14 protein-coding genes are annotated in these 16,523 nt (G+C 61.3%); 10 read left to right on the forward strand and 4 right to left on the reverse strand.

The genetic code is table 11. The annotated features are described in order from the left end of the window. Nucleotides 1-117 precede the first annotated feature (117 nt). From M0D69_RS14135 to M0D69_RS14150, 4 genes are all read left to right on the forward strand, one after another. Complete coding sequence (locus M0D69_RS14135) at nucleotides 118-900, forward strand: sigma-70 family RNA polymerase sigma factor (RefSeq protein ID WP_301782608.1); 783 nt, start codon at nucleotides 118-120, stop codon at nucleotides 898-900. A 302-nt stretch (nucleotides 901-1,202) separates the two neighbouring features. Continuing rightward, entirely contained in the window at nucleotides 1,203-2,075 is an 873-nt protein-coding gene (locus M0D69_RS14140; protein WP_301782609.1) for a transglutaminase family protein, read from the forward strand. Nucleotides 2,076-2,103: 28 nt separating this feature from the next. Beyond that, nucleotides 2,104-2,907 (forward strand): transglutaminase family protein, encoded by an 804-nt coding sequence (locus tag M0D69_RS14145; RefSeq protein WP_301782610.1) that lies wholly within the window; start codon nucleotides 2,104-2,106, stop codon nucleotides 2,905-2,907. Between the two features lie 227 nt (nucleotides 2,908-3,134). Next, nucleotides 3,135-4,028, forward strand: a complete 894-nt coding sequence (locus M0D69_RS14150) for a squalene/phytoene synthase family protein (protein ID WP_301782611.1) — start codon at nucleotides 3,135-3,137, stop codon at nucleotides 4,026-4,028. A gap of 32 nt (nucleotides 4,029-4,060) precedes the next feature. Here the strand turns inward: M0D69_RS14150 and M0D69_RS14155 are convergent, their stop codons facing one another. After that, the gene (locus M0D69_RS14155) at nucleotides 4,061-5,278 is read right to left on the reverse strand and encodes a DUF1501 domain-containing protein (protein WP_301782612.1); all 1,218 of its coding nucleotides are present in this window, start codon (nucleotides 5,276-5,278) and stop codon (nucleotides 4,061-4,063) included. Between the two features lie 9 nt (nucleotides 5,279-5,287). Further along, entirely contained in the window at nucleotides 5,288-6,772 is a 1,485-nt protein-coding gene (locus M0D69_RS14160) for a DUF1800 family protein (protein ID WP_301782622.1), read from the reverse strand. Between the two features lie 515 nt (nucleotides 6,773-7,287). On the opposite strand from M0D69_RS14160, the gene M0D69_RS14165 reads away from it, so the two are divergent. From M0D69_RS14165 to M0D69_RS14185, 5 genes are all read left to right on the forward strand, one after another. Then, on the forward strand, nucleotides 7,288-7,455 hold the full coding sequence (locus M0D69_RS14165) for a hypothetical protein (protein ID WP_301782613.1): 168 nt from the start codon (nucleotides 7,288-7,290) through the stop codon (nucleotides 7,453-7,455). Between the two features lie 340 nt (nucleotides 7,456-7,795). Further along, nucleotides 7,796-8,521: a two-component system response regulator OmpR gene (gene ompR, locus M0D69_RS14170; protein WP_031359745.1), complete on the forward strand. Its 726-nt coding sequence runs from the start codon at nucleotides 7,796-7,798 to the stop codon at nucleotides 8,519-8,521. An 84-nt stretch (nucleotides 8,522-8,605) separates the two neighbouring features. Next, nucleotides 8,606-9,964, forward strand: a complete 1,359-nt coding sequence (locus M0D69_RS14175) for an ATP-binding protein (protein WP_301782614.1) — start codon at nucleotides 8,606-8,608, stop codon at nucleotides 9,962-9,964. A gap of 207 nt (nucleotides 9,965-10,171) precedes the next feature. After that, nucleotides 10,172-10,720 (forward strand): peroxiredoxin, encoded by a 549-nt coding sequence (locus tag M0D69_RS14180; protein ID WP_047896861.1) that lies wholly within the window; start codon nucleotides 10,172-10,174, stop codon nucleotides 10,718-10,720. 108 nt (nucleotides 10,721-10,828) lie between these two features. After that, on the forward strand, nucleotides 10,829-11,353 hold the full coding sequence (locus M0D69_RS14185; protein ID WP_122171793.1) for a carboxymuconolactone decarboxylase family protein: 525 nt from the start codon (nucleotides 10,829-10,831) through the stop codon (nucleotides 11,351-11,353). 84 nt (nucleotides 11,354-11,437) lie between these two features. On the opposite strand, the gene ispF is transcribed toward M0D69_RS14185, so the two are convergent. Then, a complete protein-coding gene (ispF, locus tag M0D69_RS14190; RefSeq protein ID WP_301782615.1) occupies nucleotides 11,438-11,929 on the reverse strand; it encodes a 2-C-methyl-D-erythritol 2,4-cyclodiphosphate synthase in 492 nt (163 codons plus the stop codon). A 36-nt stretch (nucleotides 11,930-11,965) separates the two neighbouring features. Continuing rightward, nucleotides 11,966-12,679 carry a 2-C-methyl-D-erythritol 4-phosphate cytidylyltransferase gene (gene ispD / locus M0D69_RS14195; RefSeq protein WP_301782616.1) on the reverse strand — a complete coding sequence of 238 codons (714 nt, stop codon included), beginning with the start codon at nucleotides 12,677-12,679 and terminating at the stop codon, nucleotides 11,966-11,968. A gap of 109 nt (nucleotides 12,680-12,788) precedes the next feature. Here ispD and mfd point away from each other — a divergent pair, with 109 nt between their 5' ends. Continuing rightward, the gene (mfd, locus tag M0D69_RS14200) at nucleotides 12,789-16,280 is read left to right on the forward strand and encodes a transcription-repair coupling factor (protein ID WP_301782617.1); all 3,492 of its coding nucleotides are present in this window, start codon (nucleotides 12,789-12,791) and stop codon (nucleotides 16,278-16,280) included. Nucleotides 16,281-16,523: the final 243 nt, after the last annotated feature.

Below are 16,523 nucleotides of genomic sequence, written 5' to 3' on the forward strand. Positions count from 1 at the left end.
CGTGACGCCCGTTCACGCGATATATTTTTGCCGGCGACTGTCACATTCGCGCGATGCCAGCCGTCAGGCCGTAGTCAGACCGCTACATGGCGGAAGCACGTGATGAGGGGAACCTGCATGACTGGTGATACGGATATTGATCGCGACACGGCGCAACTCGCCATCTTCGAGGCGTCGCGCGCACGGCTGTTTTCGCTTGCGTACCGGATTTTGGGCGTGCGCGCGGATGCCGAGGACGTGGTCCAGGACACATTCGTGAAATGGCATCTGCAGCAACGCTCAGCGGGTTTGGACTCGCTGGACTCGCCGGCCGCGTGGCTTGCGACGGTCGCAAAACGCACGGCCATCGACCGCCTGCGGCATCTGAAATATGAAACGCCGTTGGCCGGCGGTATCGACCGGTCCGATTCCATCGATACCGCCCCTTCGGCCCAGACGCTCGCGGAACAAACGTCCGATTTGTCGTACGGAATGCGCCGCGTGCTCGAGCGGCTGTCGGCGGAAGAACGGGCGGCCTTCCTGCTGCGCGAGGCGTTCGAAGCGGACTACGCGAGCATCGCGAAGATCCTGAACCGAAGCGCCGCGCATTGCCGGCAGATGGTGCATCGCGCGAAAGACCGGGTGCGCGACGAGCGGACTCGCGATGGTGCGCAACGTTCTCGTCTCGGCGACGAGGCGATTGAGCCGCTGCTTGACGCCATCGCGCGCCAGGACGTCAGCGCGCTAGTCGCGTTGACGCTTGCTGCTTCGCCGGCAATCGCGGTAATCACCGCTGTCGCGAGCGCCGAACGACAAGCGGCCTTGCTGACTCGCGCGCTGATCGCACGCCTTCGGATCGGCCGTATCGACTTGGGGGCACCGGTCGACTACGAGCGCGTATCCGCTCTCGCGGCCGCTTGACACCTTTTTCTTCGTGTTGGCCGCGCGGGTAACGGCATCCATTGACCGCCGCCGCGTGCCCGATCTCGCGCCGGCGTATCGTCGGAAAAACCCGCACAGGACCGCCAGCCACGCCGCAAACGAATTCTTTCGCCCGAACCGTCTCGTGTATCCTGAAAACTGGTGTCCGGAGAATCCGGCCACCTCGATCAAGGATCCACAATGGCTTTCAACCATCAGGCCGCGACTGTCGCGGCAGGGTCGCGGAGCATGTTTGCCAGCGGCCTCCTCCCTGTTGGTTTTCGCTTGAGCGGGGCAGCCAGGTGAACGAGCCACAACGCTTTACTGTACGGCATACGAGCATCTACCGGTATTCGGAACCGGTGGATTTTGGCGAGCATCGAATGCTGTTCCGGCCGAGGTCCAGCCACGATCTGCGCCTCGTCACCATGCAACTGAAGATCACGCCGGAACCGGCGCGGTTGCGCTGGCTGCACGACATTTTCGACAACTCGGTGGCCGTCGCCACGTTCGACAGCCAAGCGAAAGAACTGGCGTTCGAGAGCGAAGTCACGCTCGAGCACTTCGAAACGCCGCAGCCGGATTACGCGCTCGAGCGCTACGCCGCCACATTTCCGTTTGCGTACACGAACGAGGAGGCGTCGGATCTCGTCAACGCGCGTAATCGGCCGGAGCCGGATGGCGATGTCGATGCCTGGGCCAAGCGCTTCGTCACGCCCGGCAAAACCATGGGCACGATGGCGCTGCTGCGCGCGATGACGCAATCGATCAACGACGACTTCAAGTACGTCCGCCGCACGGAGAAAGGCGTGAATCGTCCCGCCGATACCTTGCGCCTGCGCAGCGGCAGTTGCCGGGATTTCGCGGTATTCATGATGGACGCGGTGCGCTCGCTGGGGCTCGCCGCGCGTTTTGTCAGCGGCTACATCTTCGTGCCCGATCATGACGCCACGCGCGGTGGCGGCGCCACGCACGCATGGCTGCAGATTTATCTTCCCGGCGCCGGCTGGGTCGATTTCGACCCGACCAACAGCATTATCGGCAACCGTCATCTCATCCGCGTCGCGGTTGCATGGGACCACCATCAGGCCCTCCCGCTCTGGGGAACCTGGAACGGTGAGCCCGGCTCGTTCCGCGGCCTCGATGTCGAGGTCAGCGTGACCGAAAACCGCTGATGTCCTCTTCCATAGAAAGGCCACTCCCATGAAACTCCGCGTTGGTTACGAGCTGGTCTACGAGTGTCCGCAACCGACACCCATGCTTCTCATGCTGAACACGCATTTCTCGTTCGCGCCCCAGGTTTTGCTCGCTGATTTGCTGGTGGTCGATCCGCCGGTGCCGATCTCGCAGTATCGCGACGGTTTCGGCAACCTGTGCAGCCGGATCGTCGCGCCCGAGGGCCAGATAGCACTGTCGACGTCGGCGTTGCTGGAGGTGCCGGAGGAATTCGAAAAGCCCGGACCGGATGGCTGGCAGCATCCGGTTGAAAACCTGCCCAACGAATGCCTGGTCTTCTTGCTTGGCAGCCGATATTGCGAGACGGATCTGCTCTCGGATATCGCGTGGAAAATGTTCGGCAATACGCCACTGGGACGCCCACGGGTGCAGGCTATCTGCGACTTCGTGCACAACCATATTGTGTTCAATTATGCGCATGCGCGGCCGACCAAGACGGCGTGGGAAGCCTATCAGGAGCGTCAGGGCGTATGCCGCGACTTCGCGCATCTGGCCGTTACGCTATGCCGCGCGATGAATATTCCGGCGCGCTACTGCACGGGTTATATCAGCGACGCAGGCATGCCGCCGCCGTACACGTCGATGGATTTCGCCGCGTGGTTCGAGGCTTATATTGGCGGAAACTGGCAGACGTTCGATGCGCGTAACAACGTTCCGCGCATGGGCCGCGTGTTGATGGCGCGAGGCCGCGATGCCGCCGATGTCGCTATCAGCAACACGTTCGGGCCCACGACCCTGCTTAAATTCGATGTGGTTTGCCAACCGCAGTAACCATCTCTTTTGCTTTGGATTTCTAACTGATATTTGGTCGACGGAAACGGGCTCGCCGCATCGCGCGGCGTCGCCGGTTCCGCCCCGCCTTGCAGCACATTCCCATCCGGGGGATAATTCGGCTTGAACATCGCGTGCAGTCAGGCTTCCGCCGCACCGATAAATACAATGCTTCATGCTCCCTTACCTGTCCTGTTTCCAGAACGCGCCCGAGCCATTGAGTTTCAATGGCTTTTTTTCTGGCCCGGACCGGTCGGCTCACGCCGTCATCACCTTCCATTGCCGTGAACTTCGACGACTACTGCCAGCAAAAAGCCGCTCCCGATGGCTCCAGCACGTACTACGCCCTGCGCCGTGCCCCCTCGGCCAGACAGCCGCTTCTGACAGCGCTTTACGCATTGCGCCGGGAGCTGGAAGACACCGTCAAGGAAACCAGCGACCCCACCATCGGCCGGACCAAACACGCCTGGTGGCAAAAGGAACTGGCCAGCCTGTTCGGCGGCGAACCCGCGCACCCCGTGACGAAGGCGATCGCCGCGCATCAGGCGAACACCCCGGTTCTGGACGAGCAAGGACGGGCATCGATTGAAAATCTGGTCGACGGTTTCAGCATGGACCTCGATCAAGCGCGTTATCTCGACTGGCCGGGTCTGCGGCGCTATCTGGACAACGTCGGTGGCGCGTTTGCCTTGATGATCGCCCGCGCGAGTGCACGCCGTCCTGATGATGTATCGGGCTGGGCCAACTCGCTTGGCACGGCGTTGACGCTGGCGGAGCGCGTAGCAGAAGTCGGCGACGACGCGCGCCACGGCCGCATTTATCTCCCCATCGACGAACTGCAGCGCCTCAATGTCACCGCGGCCGATCTCATCAACCGCAAATACAGCGATGCGTTCACTGACCTCATGCGCTTCCAGACCGGCCGCGCACGCGAAGCGCTTAAGCAGTCACTGGCCGCGATCCCCTCGGACGAGCGCGCGACCCAGCGCGTGTTGCGTACGCAAGCGGCTTTATCGCTGGCATTGCTCGATGAGATCGAACGCGAAAACTTCCAGGTGCTCCATCAGCGGATTGCGCTGACGCCCATTCGCAAACTGTGGATCAGTTGGCGCGTCCGATAGCTTGACCGTGGTCGCTTCCTGATGCCCTGTGCTTACACGCGCAGCAAAGGCAGCGGCTCGAACTTCTGGCCGAGGACCGTGGCGGAATTCATACCCCACCACGGCCCGAGCACGGTCGCATACATCTGCCTGAAGTCCACGCCGACAGGGAGATTGCCGTTCCCGTCCAGCCGCGCCAATTCCGGCGCTGCACCATGAAGCCCGCCGTTCACCCGGCCACCCATCACGAAATGCGGCGCGACCGTGCCATGATCCGTCCCGTTGCTCTGGTTCTCACGCGGCCGCCGGCCAAACTCGGCGTAAGTCATGACGAGCGTCTCGTTCCATCGGCCCAGTTCGAGGAGCGCCGAGCGCATCGCGACCAGGCCCTCCGATAACTGCTTGAGCAACGCCGCCTGCTGACCCGGCTGGTTCTGATGGGTATCGAAGCCAGTGAGCGTCAGGCGAATCACCGCGACGCCCTGCCCCGTTTGCGGCACGCCGGCGGGGGTATCGGTGGCGGCAAGCACTTGCATGGCGGTCTTGATCGATGTACCGAATGCACCGCCCGGAAATTGCGTCTTCAGCACGAACTGGCCGGCGCGTGGACGCAACCGGTCGGCTGCCTTCACGATCTCGTTTTCCACATCGAGAATATGCGCGAGCGCCGGGTTGCGTTCTTTCAACGATATCGGCGTCGCGAGCCGTGCCTGTTTCTCGAACTGCGCCGGATTCACGAGCGCAACCGCTCGTGCGCCATTCGCAAGCGGCCCCATTTCCGCGCTGCCAATAACCACGGCATCGGCAGCAAATCCTGCCGGCACGGGCTGCGCGCGAAACGTACGCGTGAGCCAGCCTTCGTGCAGATATTGATCGGCGCGCGAGGCGGTGTCCCAGATCTCGATGGATCGAAAATGCGAGAGGTTCGGTTGCGGATAACTGACGCCCTGCACGATCGCGAGCTGGCGGTCTTTCCATAGCGGCATCAAGGGCTGCATCGCGGGGTGAAGGCCCGTGCGCTCGTCGAGTTGCACGACCTCCTCACGCTTGATGCCAATCTTTGGACGCAGCGCGGCGTAAGCAGCATCGGCGAACGGGATCACCGTGTTCAGGCCGTCGTTGCCGCCCTTCAGTTCGACCAGGATCAGCACGTTGCCATAACCGGTCGCACGCATCCCGACCGGGAGTTGACTTGCTGCGGCAAACGCCGACGGCGCAAGAGCGAAAGCGCTGGCTGCACCGGTCATCGAAAGGAAGTCGCGTCGGTTCATGGTGACCGCCTATTTCAACTGGTACGCAGGGTCCATCAACAAGACCCGCAGATACGCGCTGCTCGTGACGTCGGGTTCGATGGCATCGGCGGGGGAAACCGCCAGAACCGCGCGCTGCAACTGCAATTGCGTCGACAGATCGGGGCGCGCGTCGGGCGTCGTATTGTATTGCGCGAGCCATGCGCCCAGATCGAAGCGCAAGCCAGGACGCGGCGGGAGCATCGCCGCGGATTTCATGGCGGCGTTCGTCATCATGCTTGCCATCGGATTGACCGGTCCTCGTGCGGCCGTCGCCGGGCGCATGCCGTGTGCTTCGGTCGCCCGAAACAACTGTTCGATGAACTGCTTGCGCGCGAGCAGCGTAGAGCTGTTGATCCAGTTTTCACCGCCCGGCCAGCCCTTCACGTTCGGCGGATAAAACAGGTTCTCGCCGAAATTGCGCACCTGGGCGGCAAGCGGCGTCGCGTCCTGATCGGCGTAACCGATATCGAACTCGCGCACAGCGCCAACCACGAATTCCGCTGGCGACTTCACCAGCACGCCACGGTTGCGCTCGTCCCAGAATGCCTCCGATAAAAACACCCCCCGCAACGCCGTCTTGATGTCGTAATGCGACTCGCGAAAACGCTCGGCGACCGGCGCAATCTGCGCCGGATCCGGCGTCTCGGAGATGAACTCGCGCCACAGTTCGGTCGTGATGAAGGTAGCCGTTTCCGGTTGAGCAAGGAGGATGTCGAGCACCTGATCGCCATCGAAATTGCCCATCTGGCCGAGCACGGTCTTGTCGCCGTCGTCGTGGATCTTTGGATTGAACTGGTAGGCGAGCGTATTCGGATCGAGCGTCCAGCCCGTGTAGGCCCGTGCGGCTTCGGCCACGTCGCGCTGCGAATAATGTCCCTCACCGAGCGTGAACAGTTCCATCACCTCGCGGGCGAAGTTTTCGTTGGGACGGCCCTTGCGGCTGCCGGCGCCGTCGAGGTATTGCAGCATGGCGGGATCTTTCGAGACCGCATGCAGCAAGTCGCCGAAATTACCCAGCGCGTCGCGACGCAGCAGCGCGTTCTGCCGGAACATGAGCTGCGGATAGTGAACCTTCTCTTCGGCGGACGGGAAGTGATCGTGCCAGAAGAGTGTCATGCGCTCGGTGAGCGGCGAGCGTGTGGTCACCATTTCCCGCACCCACCAGCCGCGCAACTCGTCGTATCGACGGCTTTGTTCGCGCTGGTCGTCACGGCGCTGATCCTGTGCCCATGCACGGCGTATATCGGCCGATGGGATGGGCTCCGTGACCCACGCGGGCGGCGGCGTGGCGGCTTCGGTGCGTGCGCCGGCGAGCAAGGCATCGACTGCCTCCTCACGCGTTTTGCCGATATACACCGCGACCTCGCTCGCATTCGCCGCGAAGCCGGTTCGGGTGAGCAGGAAACGGGCGTCGGTGGCGTCTAGTGGATCGGCATCGGGCGCTGCCTCTTCCGTCCGATGCACATTGCGCATCCGGTGCTGCGTAGTGTTCTGCGCCGCCTGTGCCGTCAGCGCGCAGGCCAGCATCACGCACAGCGCGATCGCGCCAGTACCGATACCAACGCCGATGCGGGAATCGCGAGCAACGTGGAAATGAAGAAGCCTGGAGAGTGGCATCGAAGAGCGGTCCGGTAGCCGTGCTAAGTCAATCAACGGCGACGCGTCGATGCCCGTTGACCACGTCGACTCCGTTGCGCCTCACGTCAGGAGTTGAAAACCGCCAATCCTTGATCGCGGGTCTGGTCAACTACCCAAGCGCTCAACGCTTATAAAGATCCCTGACCGCTTCCTCGATATGCTGGCGCAGCAGACGCCGTTCATCTGCGGTCATCACAGAGTGTCTCGGAGGCCGCGCGGGTGGCTGTGGATCGCTTTGCGGTGCAGGCATGGGCGGCTGCAGGTCGCGGCTGTCATTCAACGGCTTTTGCATGCGATGCTGAGCGCGCATGAAGCGGCCGTCGAAGCTGCGTTTCTTGAGTGGATGTGAGTTGGAATCAGAACTGTCGCCCTCTGGATTCGAATACCGGGAAGACGATGCGGACGAAGAGGAAGACGACGATGACAACGACGAATCCGGCCGGTCGGACGCCGCCGAACTGCGATTGGAAGACTGCGATGGTTGCGCCATGGCGGTGCGCGTGGCAAACACGGCGTAAAACGCGCTAGCGATCAGCGTTAGTCGGATGATGCGCTTGGTGCGCACAGGTATGCGCCGCCGCGCTCCCTTCATGTTGTTCCCTTCGTTGCTCGACAACCGGACAGTCTCAGGCTCTTTGGCGTGTTTGCGTGTCATGCAGCAGTGACGGTTAATGCCGCCATGATGCTGACGTGCAATCATTGTACTAATGGAGTATCCACCGAATGACGGGCTTAGGTAAAGGAGTGTACGCATAGAAACTTTATGTCGTGCCACGCTCACCGTAAATTTTGTAACTATCTGTTACCTTAGAAATGGCGCAAACTAGCAGCTCTTTCTAATCGCGCTAAGATGCGGGCATGGAAACCAAAAATCCCTCAAAAATACTCGTAGTCGACGACGATCCCCGTTTGCGTGATCTTTTGCGACGTTACCTCGGCGAACAGGGCTTTAACGTCTATGTCGCTGAAAATGCGCCGTCGATGAACAAGCTCTGGGTTCGAGAACGTTTCGACCTGCTCGTGCTCGACCTGATGTTGCCGGGGGAAGACGGACTCTCGATCTGCCGGCGCCTGCGTGGCAGCAACGACCGTACGCCCATCATCATGCTCACGGCGAAAGGCGAAGACGTCGACCGCATCGTGGGCCTGGAAATGGGCGCGGACGACTATCTGCCGAAGCCGTTCAACCCGCGCGAACTCGTCGCGCGGATTCATGCCGTGCTGCGCCGGCAATCTCCGTCGGAACTGCCGGGCGCGCCGTCTGAAACCACCGAAGTCTTTGAATTCGGCGAATTCGCGTTAAATCTCGCCACCCGCACGCTGACCAAGAACGGCCAGGAAATCCCGCTGACCACCGGCGAATTCTCCGTGCTGAAAGTATTCGCGCGTCATCCGCGTGCGCCGCTGTCGCGTGAAAAGCTGATGGAACTGGCACGCGGCCGTGAATACGAAGTTTTCGACCGCAGTCTCGATGTCCAGATCTCCCGGTTGCGCAAGCTGATCGAGCCGGACCCGAGCAGCCCTCGCTTTATCCAGACCGTGTGGGGTCTTGGCTACGTCTTCATTCCCGACGGCGCAGCGTGAGACCTGAGTCCTCTGGATTTGAGTCCTGATTGAGTACCGACAAACGCGCCCCGTGCGCGCCACGAGCACGAGCATCAACGACCCATGCGGATTGACAGGCGGCTACTGACGCTCGCGTTCGGCGGCCTGTTCTGGCGGACCTTCGCCTTGATCGCGTTGCTGATCGCGGTCAGCATTGCTGCGTGGTTCCAGAGCTTTCGGGTCATCGAACGCGAACCGCGCGCGCAACGCGTCGCGCTGCAACTCGTCGCGGTCGTCAAGCTCACGCGTACTGCCCTCCTTTACTCCGATCCCGATCTGCGCCGCGCGTTGCTGCAGGATCTGGAAAGCAATGAAGGCGTGCGCGTGTATCCGCGCGAGACCACCGATAAATACCGCCTTCAGCCGGACGAATCGCTTAACCGTTTGATCGAGCGCGACGTGCGCGGCCGGCTTGGCAACGACACGGTGATCGCGCAATCCGTCAACGACATTCCGGGTGTCTGGATCAGCTTCAAGATCGACGACGACGATTACTGGGTGGCGCTCGATCGCGATCAACTCGATAACGTCACCGGCCTGCAATGGGCCGGCTGGGGCATTTTCGCTCTCGCGCTATCGCTGTTCGGCGCGGCGTTCATCACCAGCCTCGTGAACCGGCCGTTCGCGCGGCTGGCGCTGGCGGCGCGCAAGGTCGGCTCGGGGCAGTCGCCCGAACCGTTGCCCGAGCGCGGCATGGGCGTGGCCGCCGAAACCAATCGCAGTTTCAATCAGATGGTGCAGGACCTCGAGCAACTCGATGCCGACCGCGCGCTGATGCTCGCGGGCATCTCGCACGACTTGCGTACACCGCTCGCACGTCTGCGGCTCGAAACCGAAATGAGCCCCTCCGACGAAGCGACGAAACTCGCGATGGTCGATGACATCGAACAGATGGACATGATCATCGGGCGCTTCCTTGATTACGCCCGACCGATGCAGCGCATGGCCGAAGCCGTGGATCTTTCGTTGATCGGCGGCGAAATGGCCGCGCGTTTCTATGGGGAAGACGGCGTGGTCATGAAGACCGACCTGGCGCAGGGCGCGGTCATAGAAGGCGATCCGACCGATATGCGGCGGGTGATTGGCAACCTGCTGGAAAACGCGCGCAAGTACGGCCGTAGCGCGGCGGACGACATCGCGCGGATCACGCTGCAAACGCATGTGAACCATGGGCGCGTGGAGTTGTCGGTCATGGATGAAGGCCGCGGCATTCCCGAAGATCAGGTGGCGCTGATTACGCGCCCGTTTTATCGCGTGGACACCGCTCGGACGCAGGCCAACGGCACCGGGCTCGGCATGGCGATCGTGCAACGGCTTGTCACGCGGCAGCGCGGCACGCTGCGCCTGCGCAACCGCCATCCGCATGCGGGGTTCGAGGTCACCATCGACTTCCCGGCGATTGAAAAACGCACCTTCCGATAAGCCGATGCTCAGAGAACGCTATCGGTCCATTCGTTAAAAGCTATTTGGCTTGTTAGTCAAAAACTATTTATTAAATAATTCAATAGATATATAATGAGATTCGTTCAACGCATTCATCGGCTCGTCGGCGAGTTTGGTGTGCGTCATGTGAGCGTTACAGCGATCAAGTAGTGTTAATTTTCTTCCAACGAACACAGGAGTATTCATATGAAGACCGTGGGCGATAAAGTTGAAGCGTTTACCGTTACTGCTGCCAAGCCGGGTTTCAATCATCACGAAGAAAATGGCGTGTCGGCGTTCGAAGAGATCACCGAACAGTCGTTTCCTGGCAAGTGGAAGATCCTGTATTTCTACCCGAAGGATTTCACGTTCGTCTGCCCGACGGAAATCGTCGAGTTCGGCAAGCTGGCTACGGATTTCGCTGATCGCGATGCCGTCTTGCTCGGTGGCAGCGTGGACAACGAGTTCGTGAAGCTGGCCTGGCGCCGGGAGCACAAGGACCTGAGCAAGCTGAACCACTACGCGTTCGGCGACGTGAAGGGCGAGCTGATCGACCAGCTCGGCGTGCGTGACAAAGAAGCTGGCGTGGCGCTGCGCGCAACGTTCATCATCGACCCGGACAATGTGATTCAACACGTTTCGGTGAACAACCTGAACGTTGGCCGTAATCCGGAAGAAGTGCTGCGCATTCTCGACGGCCTGCAAACGGACGAACTGTGCCCGTGCAATCGCGCTGTTGGCGGTTCGACGCTGTAAGCAGGTACGGCTAAAGGCCCTTCGTGGCTTGGCACCCTGGCCCGTCAGCTTTCCGAGTCATGCTCGAGCCGGCGGGCTTTTTTATCGCTGATCAGATAGGAGAAATTTATGGAATTCCTCGCATCGATTAAAGAACTTATTCCTGATTACGCCAAGGACATTCGCCTGAACGTGGATGGCACGATCGCGCGTTCATCGCTGGAAGGTAATGACGCCGTGGGCGTAGCGCTTGCCGCGGCTTATGCCGCCAAGGCCACGAAGATTGTTGGCTTGATCCGCGCCGCGGGCGTGTTGTCGGCCGAGGAAACGAATGGCGCGTTGACCGCTGCCGCGTTGATGGGCATGAACAACGTGTGGTATCCGTACCTGGAAATGGCCGATAACGCCGATCTGAAGACCCAGCCGGCGGCGTTGCGCATGAATGCGTATGCAACGCATGGCGGCGTCGATAAACGGCGCTTCGAGATGTATGCGCTGGCGGCATCGATTGTCGGCAAGTGCCACTTCTGCGTGAAGTCGCACTACGAAAATCTGGTCGGGGAAGGCATGAGCACAACCCAACTGCGAGATGTCGGGCGGATTGCTGCTGTGATCAACGCGGCTGCGTTGGCGATTGCGGCTGAAGGGAAGTAAGCCACTTCGGCTTGGAAGTGCGAAACAAAACGCTACGCGGCCAGCGTGGCGTTTTTGTTTGCGTCTTTCTTACGCACTCCGGTTTCAGGCGTCTATACCCGTACGCATCAGCAGCACCGCCGCCTGCGCCTCGATGCCCTCTTTACGACCGAGATACCCCAGCTTCTCGTTCGTCTTGGCCTTCACATTCACGCGATTCAGCGGCAACTCCAGATCCTCCGCGATATTCGCGCGAATCGCCTCGATATACGGCGCAAGCTTCGGCGCCTGCGCAATCACCGTCGAATCGACGTTCATGATCCCGAAGCCCGCCTCCGATACACGCGCGAATGCCTCGCGCAGCAGCACCCGGCTATCGGCGCCGGAAAATTCCGCGTCGGTATCGGGAAAATGACGGCCGATATCGCCCATGGCGGCAGCGCCAAACAGCGCGTCTGTAATCGCGTGCAACAGCACATCGGCGTCCGAGTGCCCGAGCAGCCCGCGCTCATAAGGAATGCTCACCCCGCCGATGATGAGCGGCCTGCCCTCGACCAGCTGGTGAACGTCGTAGCCTTGTCCGATTCTGAAGTCCATCGATAATCCTAGAAAGTAAAGCGAGTGAGCACTGAATCAAACCCCGCCGAGCATGGCCGACGCGAGCGCGAAATCTTCCGGATACGTGACCTTGAAGTTACGCAGGCTGCCCTGAATCAGACGCGGCGCATGACCGAGCCATTCGATAGCGCTGGCTTCATCGGTAAGATCGTGGCCGTCTTGCTGCGCCCGCGTGATCGCGTCACGCAACATGCCCAGCCGGAACATCTGCGGCGTCTGCGCCTGCCACAGCCCGTTACGCGACTCCGTGCGTGCAATGCGCCCTTCGTCGTGCGCCACGCCTTCAGCCTCGATACGCTTGAGCGTATCCGCGACTGGTAACGCCAGAATCCCGCCGACCGGATCGTTCTTCAGCTCGGCCACCAGCGTGCGGATCATCTGCGGCGTGAGCCCGGGGCGCGCGGCGTCATGCACGAGCACCCAGTCGTCGTCGCGCGCACCAAAACCGGTCAGCGCCGCGAGGCCGTTAAACACGGACGCCTGCCGCGTCACCCCGCCGCAGCGTTGCACGGCGAAGCGCAAACCGGCAAAACGGCGGTCATCGAAGTGATGATCGCCCGGCGCCAGCACGACCAGCGTCTGCGCGAACTCGGAACAGGCGTCAAAGGCGGCGAGCGAATAACGCAGCATCGGATGGCGGCCGATAGTCTGGTATTGCTTTGGCATCGGTGCACCAGAACGGCTGCCAGAACCGGCGCACGGAATGAGGGCGAACAGGCGGGAAGTCACGAGTTGAAAACGCCCAAGTCAAAGTGAAGCCCGGATTTTATAATAGGTCCATCGCGACCATACCGGTCCCGCGCGCACTTTCGCACGCGAACGGTTCCCCGCACACTTTATGCCTTCAAAAGCCGTTAGTTCACAGTCAACGTCTCCTATCGCACTTGTCAAAGCCGGTCAGCGCTTTGCCTTCGATGGCGCCACCGGTTCCTCCGACGCGCTCGCCCTGGCTCGCTATCACCTCGCTTTCCGCGAAAAAGTCCCGTTATTGGTCGTGATGTGCGCGAGCGCCGTCGATTCGCAACGTCTCGCCATCGAAATTCCGTTTTTTGCGCCCGATGCCCGCGTCAGGCTGCTGCCCGACTGGGAAACGCTGCCTTACGACACGTTTTCGCCCCACCAGGATCTGGTTTCGGCGCGATTGGCGACACTGCACGACCTGGGCGAAGGCCGCTGCGACATCCTGCTCGTGCCCGCGACGACCGCGTTGTATCGAATGCCCCCGGCATCGTTTCTGGCTGCGTACACGTTTTCGTTCACGCAGGGCGAGCGGCTGAATGAGGCGAAACTGAAGAGCCAGTTGACGCTTGCGGGCTATGAGCACGTGAGTCAGGTCGTGCGTCCGGGCGAATATTGCGTGCGCGGGTCGCTGCTCGACTTGTATCCGATGGGTTCGCCGCTGCCCTACCGGATCGATTTGTTCGACGATCAGGTCGATTCCATCCGCGCATTCGATCCCGATACGCAACGCAGCCTGTATCCGGTGCGCGATGTACGTTTGCTCCCCGGTCGCGAGTTTCCCTTCGATGAACCCGCCCGCACCGCCTTTCGCAGCCGCTGGCGCGAAGTGTTCGAGGGCGATCCCAGCCGCTCATCCATATACAAGGACATCGGCAATGGCGTGCCGGCTGCAGGTATCGAGTATTACCTGCCGCTGTTCTTCGACGAAACCGCCACGCTGTTCCACTATTTGCCGCAAGACGCGCAACTGGCGTTCGTCGGCGACATGGACGCGGCCATCAAGCGCTTCACCAACGACACGAAGCAGCGCTATAACTTTTTATCGCACGATCGTGAGCGGCCGCTGCTCGAACCGCAGCGCCTGTTTCTCACCGATGACGACTTTTTCTCATTCGCCAAGCCCTTCGCGCAAATCAAGTTTCCAGCCATGCCCGAGGGCGGCTGGGCCGTGCCGCTGCCCAGCCTTGCCATCGACCGTCACGCCGAAGATCCGCTGCTCGCGCTACGTCACTATCTGGAACAGACGCCAAACCGCGTGTTGTTCGCGACTGAATCCGCCGGACGGCGCGAGACGATCCAGCAACTGCTTGCCGATAACGGCCTGCGCGCCTCGCTCGACGACACCTTCCAGCAATGGCTCACCGGCGATGCCAAATTCTCGCTGGGTGTAGCGCCGCTCGCGAACGGCTTTGCGTTGCCCGGCGAAGCGATCTCGATCATCACGGAGACGGAGCTATACGGACAGCTCACGCGCCGCGCCGGGCGTCGTCGCCAGGAGCAGGCGAGCAACGTCGATTCAATGGTGCGCGACCTCTCCGAGCTGAAAATCGGCGATCCGGTCGTGCATGCGCAGCATGGTATCGGGCGCTACATGGGCTTGGTATCGATGGATCTGGGCGAAGGCGATACCGAGTTCCTGCATCTCGAATACCAGAACGAAAGCAAGCTCTACGTGCCGGTTGCGCAACTGCACGTGATCTCCCGTTACAGCGGCGCAGACCCGGAAAGCGCGCCGCTGCATGCGCTCGGTTCCGGCCAGTGGGACAAGGCAAAGCGCAGGGCCGCACAGCAGATCCGCGATACCGCCGCCGAACTGCTCAACCTCTACGCACGCCGGGCGCTGCGCCAGGGTCATGCATTCCCGCTCGACGCGCGCGACTACGCAAAATTCGCAGAGAGCTTCGGCTTCGAGGAAACGCCCGATCAAGCCGCGGCAATTACGGCCGTGATCGGCGACATGACAAGCGGCAAGCCGATGGACCGGCTGGTTTGCGGCGATGTCGGCTTCGGCAAGACGGAAGTGGCGTTGCGCGCGGCGTTTATCGCGGTGCTTGGCGGCAAACAGGTCGCCATTCTTTCCCCAACCACGCTGCTTGCCGAACAGCACACGAACACGTTCACCGACCGCTTCGCCGACTGGCCCGTGAAAATCGCCGAATTGTCGCGCTTTAAGAGCACGAAGGAAGTCTCGGCATCGATTCAGGCAATCAACGACGGCACCGTCGATATCGTGATCGGCACGCACAAGCTGCTCTCCACCGACGTGGTGTTCAAGCGGCTCGGGCTGGTGATCATTGACGAGGAGCACCGGTTTGGCGTGCGGCAGAAGGAGGCGCTCAAGGCGCTGCGCGCTGAAGTCGATGTGCTGACACTCACCGCGACGCCCATTCCGCGCACGCTCGGCATGGCGCTGGAAGGCTTGCGCGACTTCTCCGTGATCGCCACCGCGCCGCAAAAGCGCCTGGCGATCAAGACCTTCGTCCGGCGTGAAGAAGACGGCGTGATCCGCGAGGCGATGCTGCGCGAACTGAAACGCGGCGGACAGGTTTATTTCCTCCACAACGAAGTCGAGACAATTGAAAACCGGCGCGCGATGCTCGAAGCGCTGGTGCCGGAAGCGCGCATCGCGGTCGCGCACGGGCAAATGCACGAGCGCGAACTCGAGCGCGTGATGCGCGATTTCGTCGGCCAGCGCGCGAACGTGCTGCTGTGCACGACGATTATCGAAACGGGGATCGACGTGCCGAGCGCCAACACGATCCTGATTCATCGCTCCGATAAATTCGGCCTCGCGCAGCTGCATCAGTTGCGCGGGCGCGTCGGGCGCTCGCACCATCAGGCTTACGCGTATCTGCTCGTTCACGATCCGGCCGCGCTCACGAAACAGGCGCAACGGCGGCTGGAAGCGATCCAGCAGATGGAAGAACTCGGTTCCGGTTTCTATCTCGCCATGCACGATCTGGAGATTCGCGGCACGGGCGAAGTGCTCGGCGACAAACAATCGGGTGAGATTCAGGAGATCGGTTTCCAGCTTTACACCGACATGCTCAACGACGCCGTGAAAGCGCTGAAGGAAGGCCGCGAGCCCGACCTGAACGCGCCGCTGGCCGCCACGACCGAGATCAACCTGCACGCGCCCGCGATCCTCCCCGCCGATTATTGCGGCGACGTCCAGGAGCGTTTGTCGCTGTACAAACGCATGGCGAACTGCGAGTCGAGCGATGCCATCGACGCGATTCTGGAAGAGTTGATCGACCGTTTCGGCAAGCTGCCGCCCCAGGCAAACGCGCTGGTCGAGACCCACAAACTGCGGCTCGCGGCGAAGCCGCTGGGCATTGTGAAGATCGATGCAGCCGAGCATGCGATCGCGCTGCAGTTCATCCCGAACCCGCCCGTCGATGCAATGAAGATCATCGAGATGGTGCAAAAGCACAAGCACATCAAGCTCGCGGGCCAGGACAAGCTGCGCATAGAAGTACGCAGCCCGGATCTTGCCGTGCGGATTTCCACGGTCAAGGAAACGCTGCGAGCGCTCGGGGCACCGGTGCGGCAGCAGAAACCCGCCGCCGCGGTAGTGCCTTCACGCTAAACAGCTTCAAACCCATGCACCGCCTTGTCCGGCGGTGCATGGCCGATATTTTCACCAAGTCGCGCGGGATGCACCAGCCTTCAGGCCGGTGAGGCAGAGCGCTCAAGCGTATTGACCGAGTACTGTACAAATATACAGTGGCATGCTATTGATGTGTCATGGCCGAAATTCGCACGAATACATTACGCATCGCGCCTTCCCGTGAGGAAGCGGCGACCTTGCGCGTGCTGGGCGAACGAGTTT

It is taken from the genome of Caballeronia sp. SEWSISQ10-4 2 (genome assembly GCF_030464885.1).
Lineage (GTDB): Bacteria > Pseudomonadota > Gammaproteobacteria > Burkholderiales > Burkholderiaceae > Caballeronia.